Source organism: Pseudomonas sp. IPO3774 (assembly GCF_013386835.1).
Lineage (GTDB): Bacteria > Pseudomonadota > Gammaproteobacteria > Pseudomonadales > Pseudomonadaceae > Aquipseudomonas.
In genome coordinates this window covers 58,314-73,949 of record NZ_JACAQY010000014.1, presented here as the reverse complement: position 1 = coordinate 73,949, position 15,636 = coordinate 58,314, and the positions used below count along the sequence as shown (strand labels likewise).

At 60.5% G+C, this 15,636-nt stretch carries 14 protein-coding genes; 11 read left to right on the top strand and 3 right to left on the bottom strand.

What is annotated here, in order from left to right; translation table 11 throughout:
* Positions 1-36: 36 nt before the first annotated feature.
* Positions 37-1,110 carry a 23S rRNA (cytidine(2498)-2'-O)-methyltransferase RlmM gene (gene rlmM, locus HYE77_RS08820; RefSeq protein WP_003219000.1) on the bottom strand — a complete coding sequence of 358 codons (1,074 nt, stop codon included), beginning with the start codon at positions 1,108-1,110 and terminating at the stop codon, positions 37-39.
* Between the two features lie 191 nt (positions 1,111-1,301).
* Here rlmM and acnA point away from each other — a divergent pair, with 191 nt between their 5' ends.
* The 3 genes from acnA to HYE77_RS08805 all read left to right on the top strand — a co-directional run bounded on the left by acnA (position 1,302) and on the right by HYE77_RS08805 (position 6,597).
* Positions 1,302-4,043, top strand: coding sequence for an aconitate hydratase AcnA (acnA, locus tag HYE77_RS08815; RefSeq protein ID WP_177068676.1), 2,742 nt, complete (start codon positions 1,302-1,304; stop codon positions 4,041-4,043).
* A gap of 111 nt (positions 4,044-4,154) precedes the next feature.
* The gene (locus HYE77_RS08810; protein WP_003219003.1) at positions 4,155-4,946 is read left to right on the top strand and encodes a CPBP family intramembrane glutamic endopeptidase; all 792 of its coding nucleotides are present in this window, start codon (positions 4,155-4,157) and stop codon (positions 4,944-4,946) included.
* An 85-nt stretch (positions 4,947-5,031) separates the two neighbouring features.
* Complete coding sequence (locus HYE77_RS08805; protein WP_003219005.1) at positions 5,032-6,597, top strand: PAS domain-containing methyl-accepting chemotaxis protein; 1,566 nt, start codon at positions 5,032-5,034, stop codon at positions 6,595-6,597.
* A gap of 81 nt (positions 6,598-6,678) precedes the next feature.
* On the opposite strand, the gene HYE77_RS08800 is transcribed toward HYE77_RS08805, so the two are convergent.
* A complete protein-coding gene (locus tag HYE77_RS08800; RefSeq protein ID WP_177068675.1) occupies positions 6,679-7,368 on the bottom strand; it encodes an alpha/beta family hydrolase in 690 nt (229 codons plus the stop codon).
* A 79-nt stretch (positions 7,369-7,447) separates the two neighbouring features.
* Here HYE77_RS08800 and ccoN (HYE77_RS08795) point away from each other — a divergent pair, with 79 nt between their 5' ends.
* From ccoN (HYE77_RS08795) to ccoP (HYE77_RS08760), 8 genes are all read left to right on the top strand, one after another.
* On the top strand, positions 7,448-8,872 hold the full coding sequence (gene ccoN, locus HYE77_RS08795) for a cytochrome-c oxidase, cbb3-type subunit I (RefSeq protein ID WP_003219009.1): 1,425 nt from the start codon (positions 7,448-7,450) through the stop codon (positions 8,870-8,872).
* A 10-nt stretch (positions 8,873-8,882) separates the two neighbouring features.
* A complete protein-coding gene (gene ccoO, locus HYE77_RS08790; protein ID WP_003219010.1) occupies positions 8,883-9,491 on the top strand; it encodes a cytochrome-c oxidase, cbb3-type subunit II in 609 nt (202 codons plus the stop codon).
* A gap of 3 nt (positions 9,492-9,494) precedes the next feature.
* Positions 9,495-9,701: a cbb3-type cytochrome c oxidase subunit 3 gene (locus HYE77_RS08785; RefSeq protein WP_003219012.1), complete on the top strand. Its 207-nt coding sequence runs from the start codon at positions 9,495-9,497 to the stop codon at positions 9,699-9,701.
* Positions 9,698-10,645 (top strand): cytochrome-c oxidase, cbb3-type subunit III, encoded by a 948-nt coding sequence (gene ccoP, locus HYE77_RS08780; protein ID WP_003219014.1) that lies wholly within the window; start codon positions 9,698-9,700, stop codon positions 10,643-10,645. The genes HYE77_RS08785 and ccoP (HYE77_RS08780) overlap by 4 nt, the downstream gene beginning before the upstream one ends.
* A gap of 472 nt (positions 10,646-11,117) precedes the next feature.
* On the top strand, positions 11,118-12,560 hold the full coding sequence (gene ccoN, locus HYE77_RS08775) for a cytochrome-c oxidase, cbb3-type subunit I (RefSeq protein WP_003219015.1): 1,443 nt from the start codon (positions 11,118-11,120) through the stop codon (positions 12,558-12,560).
* Positions 12,560-13,168, top strand: a complete 609-nt coding sequence (gene ccoO, locus HYE77_RS08770; protein WP_003193167.1) for a cytochrome-c oxidase, cbb3-type subunit II — start codon at positions 12,560-12,562, stop codon at positions 13,166-13,168. Before ccoN (HYE77_RS08775) ends, ccoO (HYE77_RS08770) begins: the two co-directional genes overlap by 1 nt.
* 5 nt (positions 13,169-13,173) lie before the next feature.
* Complete coding sequence (locus tag HYE77_RS08765; protein ID WP_008437575.1) at positions 13,174-13,359, top strand: CcoQ/FixQ family Cbb3-type cytochrome c oxidase assembly chaperone; 186 nt, start codon at positions 13,174-13,176, stop codon at positions 13,357-13,359.
* Positions 13,356-14,333 carry a cytochrome-c oxidase, cbb3-type subunit III gene (gene ccoP, locus HYE77_RS08760; RefSeq protein WP_003219020.1) on the top strand — a complete coding sequence of 326 codons (978 nt, stop codon included), beginning with the start codon at positions 13,356-13,358 and terminating at the stop codon, positions 14,331-14,333. The genes HYE77_RS08765 and ccoP (HYE77_RS08760) overlap by 4 nt, the downstream gene beginning before the upstream one ends.
* 93 nt (positions 14,334-14,426) lie before the next feature.
* Here ccoP (HYE77_RS08760) and HYE77_RS08755 read toward each other — a convergent pair whose 3' ends face one another.
* On the bottom strand, positions 14,427-15,107 hold the full coding sequence (locus HYE77_RS08755) for a hypothetical protein (RefSeq protein ID WP_023659084.1): 681 nt from the start codon (positions 15,105-15,107) through the stop codon (positions 14,427-14,429).
* Positions 15,108-15,636: the final 529 nt, after the last annotated feature.

Here is a 15,636-nt window from a genome sequence, read left to right as displayed (position 1 = left end):
TTTCGCGAGCAAGCTCGCTCCTACATTGAGCAGCGTTTACCGGGCCTTTGGCTTCTTCACATCCAACCGGCGCAAATGGCAGGTCACTTCTTCACGGTCGTGGTACAGCTGCTTGCAGCCGATCTCCACCCGGATGCCACGTTCCTTGAAGCCTTCCGCGATGCGTTCAAGCAGGCGCTTCACTTCGGCATAACGCTGCTTCATCGGCAACTTCAGGTTGACCACTGCTTCGCGGCAATGTCCCTCGCCGATCCAGGTTTCCAACAGGGCCGCATTGCGCGCCGGTTTCTCGACGATGTCGCAGACCATCCAGTCCACCGGCTGCTTGGGGGTGTAGATAAAGCCGTCGGCCATCAAGTGCTGCACCAGCCCGGTGTCCATCAGGCTTTCGGCCATCGGGCCGTTGTCGATGGCGGTCACCAGCATGCCGCGGTTGACCAGTTGCCAGGTCCAGCCGCCAGGCGCTGCGCCGAGGTCGACGCCGGTCATGTCGCTGTGCAGGCGCTCGTCCCACTGGTCTCGGGGGATAAAGTGGTGCCAGGCCTCTTCCAGCTTCAAGGTCGAGCGGCTTGGCGCGTCCCGCGGGAATTTGAGGCGCGGGATGCCCATCGGCCACATGGCCGAGTTGTTCGACTCGGCCAGGCCCATGAACACTTCGCGGCCGCTCTTGAAGGTCAAAAGCAGGCGCGGCTTGCTGGCGTCTTCCACCAGTTTGCCGGCGGCCATCAGCGCCTTGCGCAAGTGAACTTCGAATTTCTTGCAGAAGTTCGACAGCTCCTTGCCATCATTGGTGTCGACCATTTCCAGCCACAGGCTGCCGCACACCGGGAAATCCCGCAGGTGCGCGAGGATCACGCTGATACGGTCGGTTTCCGGCAAGTCGATGAACACCCCGCGCGCCCACTGCCGCGGGAAGATCAGCTCGGCAAAGCGTTGGCCGCGCATCAGGCGCTGGGCGCCGTCTTCTTCGGTGCAGACAAATTCGGCGCAGGCGCTGCCGGTCTTGGCCTTGGCATAGCCCGAAACGTTCAGGCGTGCGGCGTGTTCCGCGATCTCGGAACAGACTTCGCCTTCAAAACCCGGGCGGCAGTGCATAAAAAGGGTGTTCATCAACTCTCCTGGATCACGGGCTTGCTATAGCGCAATGCCTGTCATGAAAACGCGCGCATGATAGCCGAGTTCGGAACCTTGGACTTATTGATAGAGTCCAGTAATTAGCCAGCTACTTAAAACAGGGCTAATTTGTAAGCTCTGTTCGTCCCGTCAGGTCCGTAGCCGTGCGGACCATAAGGAGTCATGTAATGTCATCCCTTGATAGTCTGAGAACCCTTAAAACCTTACAGATCGACGACAAGACCTATCACTACTTCAGCCTGCCCGAAGCCGCCAAGAGCCTGGGTGATCTGGACAAGCTGCCGATGTCCCTCAAGGTGCTGCTGGAAAACCTGCTGCGCTGGGAAGACGAAAAGACCGTCACCGGCGCCGACCTCAAGGCCATTGCCGCCTGGCTCAAGGAGCGCCGCTCCGACCGCGAGATCCAATACCGCCCCGCCCGGGTGCTGATGCAAGACTTTACCGGCGTGCCCGCCGTGGTCGACCTGGCCGCCATGCGCGCCGCCGTGGCCAAGGCCGGCGGTGACCCGCAACGCATCAACCCGCTGTCACCGGTGGACCTGGTGATCGACCACTCGGTGATGGTCGACAAGTTCGCCACCACCGGCGCCTTCCAGGAAAACGTCGACATCGAAATGCAGCGCAACGGCGAACGCTACGCCTTCCTGCGCTGGGGCCAGAGCGCCTTCGACAACTTCAGCGTAGTGCCACCGGGCACCGGCATCTGTCACCAGGTCAACCTGGAATACCTCGGCCGCACCGTGTGGACCAAGGATGAAGACGGCCGCACCTATGCCTTCCCCGACACCCTGGTCGGCACCGACTCCCACACCACCATGATCAACGGCCTCGGCGTATTGGGCTGGGGTGTGGGCGGGATCGAAGCAGAAGCCGCGATGCTCGGGCAGCCGGTGTCGATGCTGATCCCGGAAGTGATCGGCTTCAAACTCACTGGCAAGCTGAAAGAAGGCATCACCGCCACTGACCTGGTGCTGACCGTCACCCAGATGCTGCGTAAAAAGGGCGTGGTCGGGAAATTCGTCGAATTCTATGGTGATGGCCTGGCTGACCTGCCCCTGGCAGACCGCGCCACCATCGCCAACATGGCCCCGGAATACGGCGCCACTTGCGGCTTCTTCCCGGTGGACGACGTGACTCTGGACTACCTGCGCCTGTCAGGCCGTCCTGCGGAAACCGTCAAGCTGGTAGAGGCGTACACCAAGGCCCAGGGCCTATGGCGCAACGCCGGTCAGGAGCCCATCTTCACTGACAGCCTGGCGCTGGACATGGGCAGCGTCGAAGCCAGCCTGGCCGGGCCTAAACGTCCGCAAGACCGTGTCTCACTGCCTAACGTCGGCCAGGCCTTCAGCGATTTCCTCGACCTGCAATTCAAACCCACCAACAAGGAAGAGGGCCGCCTGGAGAGCGAAGGAGGCGGCGGTGTTGCGGTGGGCAACGCCGACCTGATCGGTGAAGCCGACTACGACTTCGAAGGCCAGACCTATCGCCTGAAAAACGGCGCGGTGGTGATCGCGGCGATTACCTCCTGCACCAACACCTCCAACCCCAGCGTGATGATGGCGGCAGGCTTGGTGGCGAAAAAGGCGGTAGAGAAAGGATTGAAGAGCAAGCCATGGGTGAAAACGTCCCTGGCACCCGGCTCCAAGGTGGTCACCGACTACTACAAAGCGGCGGGGCTGACCCAATACCTCGACAAGCTGGGGTTCGACCTGGTGGGCTATGGCTGCACCACCTGCATCGGCAACTCCGGGCCGCTGCCCGAGCCGATCGAAAAAGCCATCCAGAAAGCCGACCTCGCGGTAGCCTCGGTGCTTTCGGGCAACCGTAACTTTGAAGGCCGGGTGCACCCGCTGGTGAAAACCAACTGGCTGGCCTCCCCACCCCTCGTCGTGGCCTACGCCCTCGCGGGCACCGTGCGCATGGACATCAGCAGCGAACCACTGGGCACCGGCTCTGACGGAAAACCGGTGTACCTGCGGGACATCTGGCCCAGCAGCAAGGAAATCGCCGACGCCGTTGCACAAGTCAGCACCGGGATGTTCCACAAGGAATACGCCGAGGTGTTTGCCGGTGATGAACAGTGGCAGGCCATTGAAGTGCCGCAGGCTGCAACCTACGTGTGGCAGAAGGACTCCACCTACATCCAGCACCCACCGTTCTTCGACGACATCGGCGGCCCGCTGCCGGTGATCGAAGACGTCAAGGGCGCCAACGTGCTGGCATTGCTGGGGGACTCGGTGACCACCGACCACATTTCCCCTGCCGGCAACATCAAGACCGACAGCCCGGCCGGCAAATACCTGCGCGAGCAAGGCGTCGAACCGCGGGACTTCAACTCCTACGGCTCGCGCCGCGGCAACCATGAAGTGATGATGCGCGGCACCTTCGCCAACATCCGCATCCGCAACGAAATGCTCGGCGGTGAGGAAGGCGGCAACACGATCTACATCCCTACCGGCGAGAAAATGCCGATCTATGACGCCGCCATGAAATACCAGGCCTCGGGCACCCCGCTGGTGGTGATCGCCGGCCAGGAATACGGCACCGGCTCAAGCCGTGACTGGGCGGCCAAGGGCACCAACCTGCTGGGGGTCAAGGCGGTGATCGCCGAGAGTTTCGAGCGGATTCACCGTTCCAACCTGGTGGGCATGGGCGTGCTGCCCCTGCAGTTCAAGCTGGACCAGAACCGCAAGGCACTCAAGCTGACCGGCAAGGAGAAGATCGACATCCTCGGGCTGACCAACGCCGAGATCGAGCCACGCATGAACCTGACGCTGGTGATCACCCGTGAGGATGGCAGCAGCGAGAAGGTCGAAGTGCTGTGCCGCATCGACACCCTCAATGAGGTCGAGTACTTCAAGGCCGGCGGGATCCTGCACTACGTGTTGCGGCAGTTGATTGCCTCGTAACTGACACGCGCTACCCAAAACACCGCCTTCCCTGGCGGTGTTTTCATTTTTACCGTCGGTGACGCTCGGTATACTGCCGCCCTCAGATTTTGACTGTCACAAGGATTCCCCATGCTTGCATTGCCATGGCTGTACCTGGCGCTTCTTTCCATCGGCTATGTACTTGCCTTGAGCTACGGGCAATTGGGGTTAATGGCGGCGCTTTCCGTCGCCATGCTGCTGTTGGCCGGGTTTGCCGTGCGGCAACAGCGAAACCCGTGGGTACGCTATCTGGGCCACGGGCTGTTTATCGTGCTGGCGCTGGGGCTGGCGATGCATTGGCTGCCGGGGTTCTACAACGGTCGCGGGATCGCCCCGCAGCGCTTTACGGACGACGCCGTGCCTTTCTCGATGTACCTGAACCAGGACAAACCGCTGATTGGCTTCTGGCTGCTGCTGGCCTGCCCGTGGATTGTTGCGCGCCGGTCCCTGCGCCTGTCGATCTACGCCACCGCCCTGGCGTTGACACTGACGGCGATTGCCGCCCTGGGCGGCGCTGCGTTGCTGGGCGTCATCAGTTGGGCCCCGAAGTGGCCGGAGCAGGCCTGGCTGTGGGTGTTGAATAACCTGCTGCTGGTGACCCTGGTGGAGGAAGCGCTGTTCCGCGGTTATATCCAGGGCGGCCTGAGCCGACGGTTCAAGCAATTGCCCTATGGTGAAAACCTCGCATTGCTGTTGGCCGCCCTGTTGTTCGGCCTGGTACACCTGGGCGCAGGCTGGCAGTGGACCCTGCTGGCGACCATCGCAGGCCTGGGCTACGGCCTGGCGTATCGCTTTGGCGGGTTGGGCGCGGCGATCGTTACGCACTTCGGGCTGAACCTGCTGCATTTCGGGTTGTTTACCTATCCGATGCTGGCCGGCTGAGGCTGTGCCGATTGTTGCAAAAAATAAGTTAAATAAAACCCCGCGACGGTCGACAACCTGTCAAAGCCTTGCGGATTGAACAATCATGCGTAATAACCAACCCGTTACCCAGCGCGAACGTACCTTCCCCGCTCAGCAACGGTTGATCTCCACCACGGATGCCAAAGGCGTGATCACCTACTGCAACGACGCCTTCGTCGAGATCAGTGGGTTTTCCCATGACGAACTGCTGCGTGCCCCGCACAACCTGGTTCGTCATCCGGATGTGCCGGCGGCAGTGTTCGCACACATGTGGTCCACACTCAAACAAGGCTTGCCATGGATGGGCATCGTCAAGAACCGCTGCAAGAGCGGTGATCACTATTGGGTCAACGCCTATGTGACACCGGTCTTCGACGGCAACCAGGTGATCGGCTACGAGTCGGTGCGGGTCAAGCCCACCGCCGAGCAGATCCGCCGTGCCGAAGCGCTTTACCAGCGCATCAACCAGGGCAAGCCGGCCATCCCGCGCCGCGACAAGTGGCTGCCGGTGTTGCAGGACTGGCTGCCGTTTATCCTGGTCAGCCAGTTGAGCTTCCTGATTGGCGTCTGGCTCAATTCCCACTGGGGCTTTGCCCTGGCAGCGGCGCTGTCGGTACCGCTGGGCCTGTTGGGCCTGAGCTGGCAACAACGCGGGCTCAAGCGCTTGCTGCGCCTGGCCGAACAGACCACCTCAGACCCGCTGATCGCGCAGATGTACACCGACAGCCGCGGCGCCCAGGCGCGCCTGGAAATGTCGATCCTCAGCCAGGAGGCGCGCCTGAAGACGTGTCTTACCCGTTTGCAGGACACGGCTGAACACCTCAACTCCCAGGCGGCGCAGTCCAATACCCTGGCGCATAACAGCTCCAGCGGTCTTGAACGCCAGCGCGTGGAAACCGAACAGGTGGCCACCGCGGTCAACCAGATGGCCGCGACGACTCAGGAAGTCGCCAGCCATGTGCAACGCACCGCCGATGCCACCCAGGAAGCCAATCGCCTGACCGGGCGTGGCCGTGATATCGCCGGCGAAACCCGCGAGGCGATTCAGCGCCTGTCGGTGGCCGTGGGCGAGACCGGCGTGACCGTGACCCAACTGGCCAAGGACAGTGACGAAATCGGTGGCGTGGTGGATGTGATCAAGGGCATCGCCGACCAGACCAACCTGCTGGCGCTGAACGCGGCCATCGAAGCGGCCCGTGCCGGGGAGATGGGTCGCGGCTTTGCGGTGGTGGCCGACGAAGTGCGGCAACTGGCCCAGCGCACCAGCGAGTCCACCGGGCAGATTCATGCGCTGATCGCCAAGCTGCAACAGACCGCCAGCGCGGCCGTACAAACCATGGACGCCGGGCATCGCCAGGCGGAAGAAGGTGTGGCACGGGTGATGGAAGCGGATCAGGCGCTGATCGGGATCAGTGAAGCGGTAGCGCATATCACCGACATGACGGCGCAAATTGCGGCGGCGACCGAGGAGCAGAGCTCGGTGGCGGAAGAGATCAGCCGTAACATCAGCACCATTGCGCTGCTGGCGGACCAGACGTCGGAACAGGCGTTGAATTCGGCGCAGTTGAGTGAAGAGCTGACGCATACCGCCAATACTCAGTATTCGCTGGTAGAACGCTTTAACCGGTAAACCGCTTTCGCGAGCAAGCCCGCCCCCACATTTGGAATGCATTTCAAATGTGGGAGCGGGCTTGCTCGCGAAAGGGCCCTATCAGGCGCCGAGAAACCCGGCCACCTTCACCGCCGCAGCCTCCAGATGCTGCTCATGACTAAACCCCGAAGCCTTCAACGGCTTCAAATCATGATCCCCCGCCACCAGCCACATCACCTCGATGCTCGGCGACAACACATACCCTTCCACCGCCGCCCGATTGCCCAGAGCATCCCGCTCGCCCTGCACGATCAACGTCGGCGTCTTCAGCCCGGCCAGGTGCTCGGTCCGTGGCTTCTCCGGCTTGCCCACCGCATAGAACGGATAACCCAGGCACACCAGCGCGTCCGTACCCAATTCATCCGCCAACAAACTGGCCATCCGCCCGCCCATGGACTTGCCGCCAACGGCCAGTTTCCCAGCGACATGACGTCGCACCTCGGCATACACCTCACGCCAGCATTCCAGCAGTTTCGGCGCCGGGTTCGGCGGACGTTTACCGCCATCCACACGACGCTGGGCCATGTACGGAAACTCGAAGCGCAATACGTTCACGCCATGCCCCGCAAGGCGTGCAGCCATGTCTTCCATAAAGCCCGAGTCCATTGGCGCGCCCGCGCCGTGGGCCAGGATCAGCGTCGCGGGCGTACGCGCGATAGACCCTGTCGCGGCCTTCCACAACCAGCCGCGCTCCCGCACACACTGCGCCCATTGATCCCCGTCAATACTGGCCTTGTGCTCTTTGCCCATGCTTGCCTCGCTTTTTAGTCTGCCTATAACTCCAGCCCAAGTGCCGCATTTGCTTGGGTTGAACCGTGGATGGGGAACCATGAACACTACTTTAAGTACCGCCTATAACTACAAGGTGGTCCGCCAATTCGCCATTATGACGGTGGTGTGGGGCATCGTCGGCATGGGGCTCGGGGTTTTTCTCGCTGCCCAGTTGGTATGGCCCGAACTCAACTTCAATTTGCCCTGGACCAGTTTCGGCCGCTTGCGCCCGCTGCACACCAACGCGGTGATCTTTGCCTTTGGCGGTTGCGCGCTGTTTGCCAGCTCCTTCTACTCGGTGCAACGCACCTGCCAGACCCAATTGTTCGCGCCAAAGATCGCGCAGTTCTGCTTCTGGGGCTGGCAGCTGGTGATTGTGCTGGCCGCGATCACCTTGCCGCTGGGCTACACCAGCTCCAAGGAATACGCCGAGCTGGAATGGCCGATCGACATCCTGATCACCATCGTCTGGGTGGCCTATGCCATCGTGTTCTTCGGCACGGTGATGAAGCGCAACACCAAGCACATCTACGTCGGTAACTGGTTCTTCGGTGCGTTCATCATCACCGTGGCCATCCTGCATATCGTCAACAACCTGGAAATCCCGGTCAGCCTGACCAAGTCCTACTCGCTGTACGGCGGTGCGACGGATGCCATGGTGCAGTGGTGGTATGGGCATAACGCGGTAGGCTTTTTCCTCACCGCCGGCTTCCTGGGGATGATGTACTACTTCGTGCCGAAACAGGCCGAACGCCCGGTGTATTCCTATCGCCTGTCCATCGTGCACTTCTGGGCACTGATCACCCTGTACATCTGGGCCGGCCCGCACCACTTGCACTACACCGCGCTGCCGGACTGGGCACAGTCCCTGGGCATGGTGATGTCGCTGGTACTGCTGGCACCGAGCTGGGGCGGGATGATCAACGGGATGATGACCCTGTCGGGCGCCTGGCATAAGTTGCGCAGCGACCCGATCCTGCGCTTCCTTGTCGTGTCTCTCGCGTTCTACGGCATGTCGACCTTTGAAGGGCCGATGATGGCGATCAAGACGGTCAACGCCCTCTCCCACTACACCGACTGGACCATCGGCCACGTACACGCCGGGGCGCTGGGTTGGGTAGCGATGATCTCCATCGGCGCGCTGTATCACATGATCCCGAAAATCTTCGGTCGCGAGCAGATGTACAGCCTCGGCCTGATCAACGCGCACTTCTGGCTGGCCACCATCGGCACCGTGCTCTACATCGCCTCGATGTGGGTCAACGGCATCGCCCAGGGCCTGATGTGGCGTGCAGTCAACGAAGACGGCACCTTGACCTACTCCTTCGTCGAAACCCTGGTGGCCAGCCACCCAGGCTTCATCGTGCGACTGGTGGGCGGGGCGATCTTCCTCAGCGGCATGTTCCTGATGGCTTACAACACTTGGCGCACCGTGCGTTCGGCACAACCCGCCGAAGTCGCCGCTGCGGCGCAGATGGCCTGAGGAGTCGATGATGAAACACGAAACCATTGAAAAGAACGTCGGCCTGCTGATGCTGCTGATGGTGCTCGCCGTGAGTATCGGCGGCCTGACCCAGATTGTGCCGCTGTTCTTCCAGGATGTGACCAACAAGCCGGTGGAAGGCATGAAGCCCTATACCGCGCTGCAACTGGAAGGCCGCGACATCTATATCCGCGAAGGTTGCGTTCAGTGCCACTCGCAGATGATCCGCCCGTTCCGCGCCGAAACCGAGCGTTATGGCCACTACTCGGTGGCCGGTGAAAGCGTGTGGGATCACCCGTTCCTGTGGGGCTCCAAGCGCACCGGGCCGGACCTGGCCCGCGTCGGCGCGCGCTACTCGGACGACTGGCACCGCGCGCACTTGTACAACCCGCGCAACGTGGTACCGGAATCGAAGATGCCGGCGTACCCATGGCTGGTCACCGCCCCGGTCGACAGCAGCCACACCGAGACCAAGCTCAAGGTGATGCGCACCCTCGGCGTGCCGTACACCGACGACGACATCGCCGGTGCCGTGGCCTCCCTCAAGGGCAAGACCGAGATGGACGCGCTGGTTTCGTACCTGCAAGTGCTCGGCACTGCCATCAAGAGCAAGAGGTGAGCCATGGGATTTGAATTCGACGCTGGAACCATCCGCGGGCTTGGCACGCTGGTCGTGGCCATCGCCTTCATCGGCCTGTCGCTGTGGGTGTTCAACTCCCGGCGCAACGCAGAGTTCGCCGAGGCGTGCCTGCTGCCGTTTGCCGATGAACCGCTACCGCCAACCCCCGACGCTCAAGAAGAGCCTGCAACAAGGAGCAACCGGCCATGACTACCTTCTGGAGTACATGGATCTGTGTACTGACCCTCGGCAGCCTGATCGGCCTGACCTGGCTGTTGATCGGCACCCGCAAGGGCGAGACCAAGGGCAGCGTGGACCAGACCATGGGCCACGCCTTCGACGGGATCGAGGAGTACGACAACCCGCTGCCACAATGGTGGTTCATGCTGTTCGCCGGCACCCTGGTGTTTGCCGTCGGCTACCTGATCCTCTACCCGGGCCTGGGCAACTGGAAAGGCGTATTGCCGGGCTATGAAGATGGCTGGACCCAGACCAAGGAATGGGACAAGGAGATGGCCAAGGCCGACGCCAAATTCGGGCCGATCTTCGCCAAATTCGCGGCCATGCCGGTGGAAGAAGTTGCCAAGGACCCGCAGGCGCTGAAAATGGGCGGCCGCCTGTTCGCCTCCAACTGCGCGGTGTGCCATGGCTCGGACGCCAAGGGCGCCTACGGCTTCCCGAACCTTGCAGACAACATCTGGCGCTGGGGCGGTTCGGCGGATGCAATCAAGATGACCATCATGAATGGCCGTCATGCCGCGATGCCGGCCTGGGGTGAAGTGCTGGGTGAGGACGGTGTGAAGAACGTCGCAGCCTATGTGCGCCATGAATTGGCAGGCCTGCCGCTGCCGGCGGACAGCACCGCGGATGTCGCCGCGGGCCAAGTGGCATTCAGCACCACCTGTGTCGCCTGCCACGGGCCGGAAGGCCATGGCGTGGAAGCCATGGGCGCGCCGAACCTGACGCAGCCAGGTGGCTTTATCTACGGCACCAGCCTGGCGCAGTTGCAGCAGACCATTCGCCACGGCCGCCAGGGCCAGATGCCTGCGCAGGAAGTACTGCAAGGCAATGACAAGGTGCACCTGCTGGCCGCCTATGTTTACAGCCTGTCCCACAATGCTGATGGCGCAACGCCTGACAGCCAACCCGAGTAATCCTGCACCACCCAAAAGCCGCGCCTGATTCAGGCGCGGCTTTTTTGCGACCCATTGTCGCACCCTTCCGATCGCTGACTTTCCCCTCCTGCCATTCGGGTCTACGCTTGTTTGCACAGTGGACTGGCATTGGCCGGTCGACGGCCGACTTGCACTCGATGGGTTGAAACATTTCTGCTCGATGACAGGCGCAAAGGCTGGTACTTACCGGCTGTCGTGCCACTGGCCATTCGTCACCCGAGCTGCTTGTTTACACACACTCAGTTACAAGTACCTTCGACCCGTTTAAAATCCTGTCCAAGTCGTCAGCTTTTAACCCTGAATTTTGTCCTTACGCCAAACATGGAAAGGGCGCAGAATCTGGTTTGGAACGCATTGACGCAGGTCACCTTGCGTTGCAATGGAATCTTGCTTTCTCCATACTTGCGACCGATTTTTACCCTATAAAAAAACTAAACCGTGGAACCTTAGAATGAGCACAGCAATCAGTCCGACTGCTTATAACTATAAGGTAGTCCGCCAGTTCGCCATCATGACGGTGGTCTGGGGGATCCTTGGCATGGGGCTCGGCGTTTTCATTGCCTCGCAACTGGTTTGGCCAGAGTTGAATTTTGGCCTGCCATGGACGACATTTGGACGCCTGCGCCCGTTGCACACCAACCTGGTGATTTTCGCCTTCGGTGGATGTGCACTGTTTGCCACTTCTTATTACGTCGTGCAGCGAACCTGCCAAACGCGACTGATTTCCGATGCACTGGCGGCCTTTACCTTCTGGGGTTGGCAAGCGGTCATCGTGGGCGCGATCGTCACCCTGCCGCTGGGCTACACCACCACCAAGGAATACGCCGAGCTGGAATGGCCGATCGCCATTTTGCTGGCGATTGTCTGGGTGACCTACGCAGTGGTGTTCTTCGGCACCATCGTCAAGCGCAAGACCAAGCACATCTATGTCGGCAACTGGTTCTACGGGGCGTTTATCCTGGTGACGGCGATGCTGCATATCGTCAACCATGCGTCCTTGCCGGTCAGCTTCTTCAAGTCCTACTCGGCCTACGCCGGTGCGACGGACGCAATGATTCAGTGGTGGTACGGCCACAACGCCGTAGGTTTCTTCCTCACCACCGGCTTCCTGGGGATGATGTACTACTTCGTGCCGAAACAGGCCGAGCGTCCGATCTACTCCTATCGCCTGTCCATCGTGCACTTCTGGGCCCTGATCACCCTGTACATCTGGGCCGGTCCGCACCACCTGCACTACACCGCATTGCCGGACTGGGCCCAGTCCCTGGGCATGGCGATGTCGATCATCCTGCTCGCGCCAAGCTGGGGCGGCATGATCAACGGCATGATGACCCTGTCGGGCGCCTGGCATAAATTGCGCACCGACCCGATCCTGCGGTTCCTGGTGGTCTCCCTGGCGTTCTACGGCATGTCGACCTTCGAAGGCCCGATGATGGCCATCAAGACGGTCAACTCGCTGTCCCACTACACCGACTGGACCATCGGCCACGTACACGCCGGCGCCCTCGGTTGGGTAGCGATGATTTCCATCGGCGCGCTGTACCACATGATCCCGAAACTGTTCGGCCGTGCGCAGATGCACAGCGTCAGCCTGATCAACACGCACTTCTGGCTGGCCACCATCGGTACCGTGCTCTACATCGCCTCGATGTGGGTCAACGGCATCACCCAGGGCCTGATGTGGCGTGCAATCAACGATGACGGCACCCTCACCTACTCCTTCGTCGAAGGGCTGCAAGCCAGCCATCCGGGTTACATCGTGCGCGCCCTGGGCGGTGCGATCTTTGCCAGCGGCATGCTGTTCATGGCCTACAACGTGTGGCGCACCGTGCGTGCCTCCGACCCTGTAGAAGCCGAAGCCGCTACCAAGATCGCCGTTGTGGGAGCTCACTGATGAAGCATGAAGTAGTCGAGAAGAATATCGGCCTGCTGGCCTTCTTCATGGTCATCGCCGTGAGTATCGGCGGCCTGACCCAGATCGTTCCGCTGTTTTTCCAGGACGTGACCAACAAGCCGGTGGAAGGCATGAAGCCGCGCACCGCCCTTGAACTGGAAGGCCGCGACGTCTACATCGCCAACGGTTGTGTCGGCTGCCACTCGCAGATGATCCGCCCGTTCCGCGCCGAAACCGAACGCTACGGCCACTACTCGGTCGCCGGTGAAAGCGTGTGGGACCACCCATTCCTGTGGGGTTCCAAGCGTACCGGCCCGGACCTGGCCCGGGTCGGCGGTCGTTACTCCGATGACTGGCAGCGTGCGCACTTGTACAACCCGCGCAACGTGGTGCCCGAATCGAAAATGCCGGCGTACCCGTTCCTGGTCGAAAACAAACTCGACGGCAAGGACACCGCCAAGAAGATGGAAGTCTTGCGCACCCTGGGCGTGCCCTACACCGACGAAGACATCGCCGGCGCGGCAGCGGCCGTGAAGGGCAAGACCGAAATGGACGCACTGGTGGCCTACTTGCAAGGCCTTGGCACCATCATCAAAAGCAAACGGTGATCTGGATGGATATCGGGATGATTCGAGGCCTGGGCACCGTTGTCGTGATGGTGGCCTTTATCGGCCTGGCCTTGTGGGTGTTCAGCCCCAAGCGCAAGTCGGAGTTTGAAGACGCGACGTTGCTGCCCTTCGCGGATGATCCCGAAGCCATCAAGCACGTCGTGGAAGCGTCTAGGAGTAACAAAGAATGACTACGTTCTGGAGTCTGTACGTCACAGTCCTCAGTCTGGGTACCATTTTCGCCCTGACCTGGCTGCTGCTGTCGACCCGCAAGGGCCAGCGCGCCGAGCAAACCGATGAAACCGTCGGCCACTCGTTCGACGGCATCGAGGAGTACGACAACCCGCTGCCCAAATGGTGGTTCATGCTGTTCGTCGGCACCATCATCTTCGCCCTCGGTTACCTGGCGCTGTACCCTGGCCTGGGCAACTGGAAAGGCCTGCTGCCGGGCTACAACTACCTCGACAACGACAAGCAAACCCCATTTGCCAATGGCCAGACCGGCTGGACCGGCGTGCACGAATGGGAAAAGGAAATGGCCAAGTCGGACGCCCGGTTCGGGCCGATCTTCGCCAAGTTCGCCGCCATGCCGATCGAAGAAGTGGCCAAGGACCCGCAAGCCTTGAAGATGGGTGGCCGCCTGTTCGCCTCCAACTGCTCGGTGTGCCACGGTTCCGACGCCAAGGGTGCCTACGGCTTCCCCAACCTGACCGACGCCGACTGGCGCTGGGGCGGCGACCCGGCCACCATCAAGGAAACCATCATGAAGGGCCGCCACGCGGTGATGCCGGCGTGGGCCGAAGTCATTGGCGAGCAAGGCGTGGCCGATGTGGCCGGCTTCGTGGTGACCAACCTCGATGGCCGCAAATTGCCGGAAGGCGCGAAGGCAGACGTGGCCAACGGCGAGAAACTCTTCGCCGCCAACTGCGTGGCGTGCCACGGTCCCGCCGGTAAAGGTACACCGGCCATGGGCGCGCCTGACCTGACCCACCCTGGCGCGTTCATCTACGGTTCGAGCTTCGCGCAACTGCAGCAGACCATCCGTTATGGCCGTCAAGGCCAGATGCCTGCGCAGGAGCAGTTGCAGGGCAATGACAAGGTGCACTTGCTGGCCGCCTATGTTTACAGCCTGTCCCATGGAGACAAGGCAGCTGAGGAGCAGTAAGCATTAAAACCAAAAAGCCCCGCGCAGCCAATGCTGCGCGGGGCTTTGGTAATGGGGCATTGGTGGAACTCAACTTACCCCGAGGACGAGGCGTTACCGTTCTTCATGCACTTGGTCCATTCTTTTAATAGCAGCGTTGATCGCCCCCCGATCAGCCGATTTAGACCAATCCGTCAGTCCTAACTGTGCCACTAACTCAGGACGACTCAAGATTTCCCGCGCGACCATCGCTTCATCTGGGCCGCGATCATGACGCGTCCCATCCGCGATGTTCTTCAGTGAAGCGTAAGTCACACCCTCCCTGCGATCAATCCCACCCCAACCGCGCTCCGGGTAATAGGTGTCATATTCATTCAGGAGCTTTTGCGCCAGTTCTTTATCACTCATCGTGGCCAGGGGAAACCCCATATTCTGACCCACGGTTATGATACTTTCACGATCGATTTTGCCATCGTGCTTATGCTTTCCGTACCCATCGAGTTTCTCCATGAGTACAGGATTTTCCAGCAGAGAACGGGCAAAATTCATGTCGTCACTGCTGTAGCCACTCTGCGCAGAGGCATACGCAACCTGTCGTAGAGAGTCGCGGGTGATGTAGTCTGGTTGCGCAGGGTCGGCATACTTATCAAAGTTTCTGAGTAGACGGTCGGCCACCCGATAATCATTCCAACTACTGAATTGCTCTACGCTGATGCCAGAGGATACTGGCAGCGTCGAAGCCGATGGTGGAACGGCTCCAACATTATGCGTGTCATTAGCACGTTGAATGGTCATTGGTTTCCTCGATTTGAATAACGTCAAAACAAAATAAATTTATCGTTGCGCAAGAGACCTAGGCATAACGTTCAACAATTGCTCATCAAAGGTTTCATCGTGGTAACGCTGCGCGCTGCTACAAAACATTGCCGAACACTGATCCAGACTTGATCTCAACGTCGGCATTTCCTGCGTGGCAATAACGCGATCAGCGTTCCTACAACAAACGTTTCATTCTGTGTAAACAAAGGCTCGTTTGGGCCTAAGAACTGATATCGCAGAAGCGTCAGCTTCCTAACCAATCGTTGTAGGTTATTTAACAGCGCAAAAAGCAGTTATAAAAACGCCACCACACCGGCCCGTAGACCTCTCCTGATTTACTTACTCAACACCAGGAAGTCGCAAGGGAAACGGCAAGGTGCACTTGCTGGCGGCGTATGTTTCGGACTGTCCCATGGGAACAAGCCGCCAGACGCCGTGTGAGGAAAAGCGGTGAAAAAAAACGGCCCCGCCAGTGGAGATTGGCGGGGCCGTTTTGTTTTCAAGT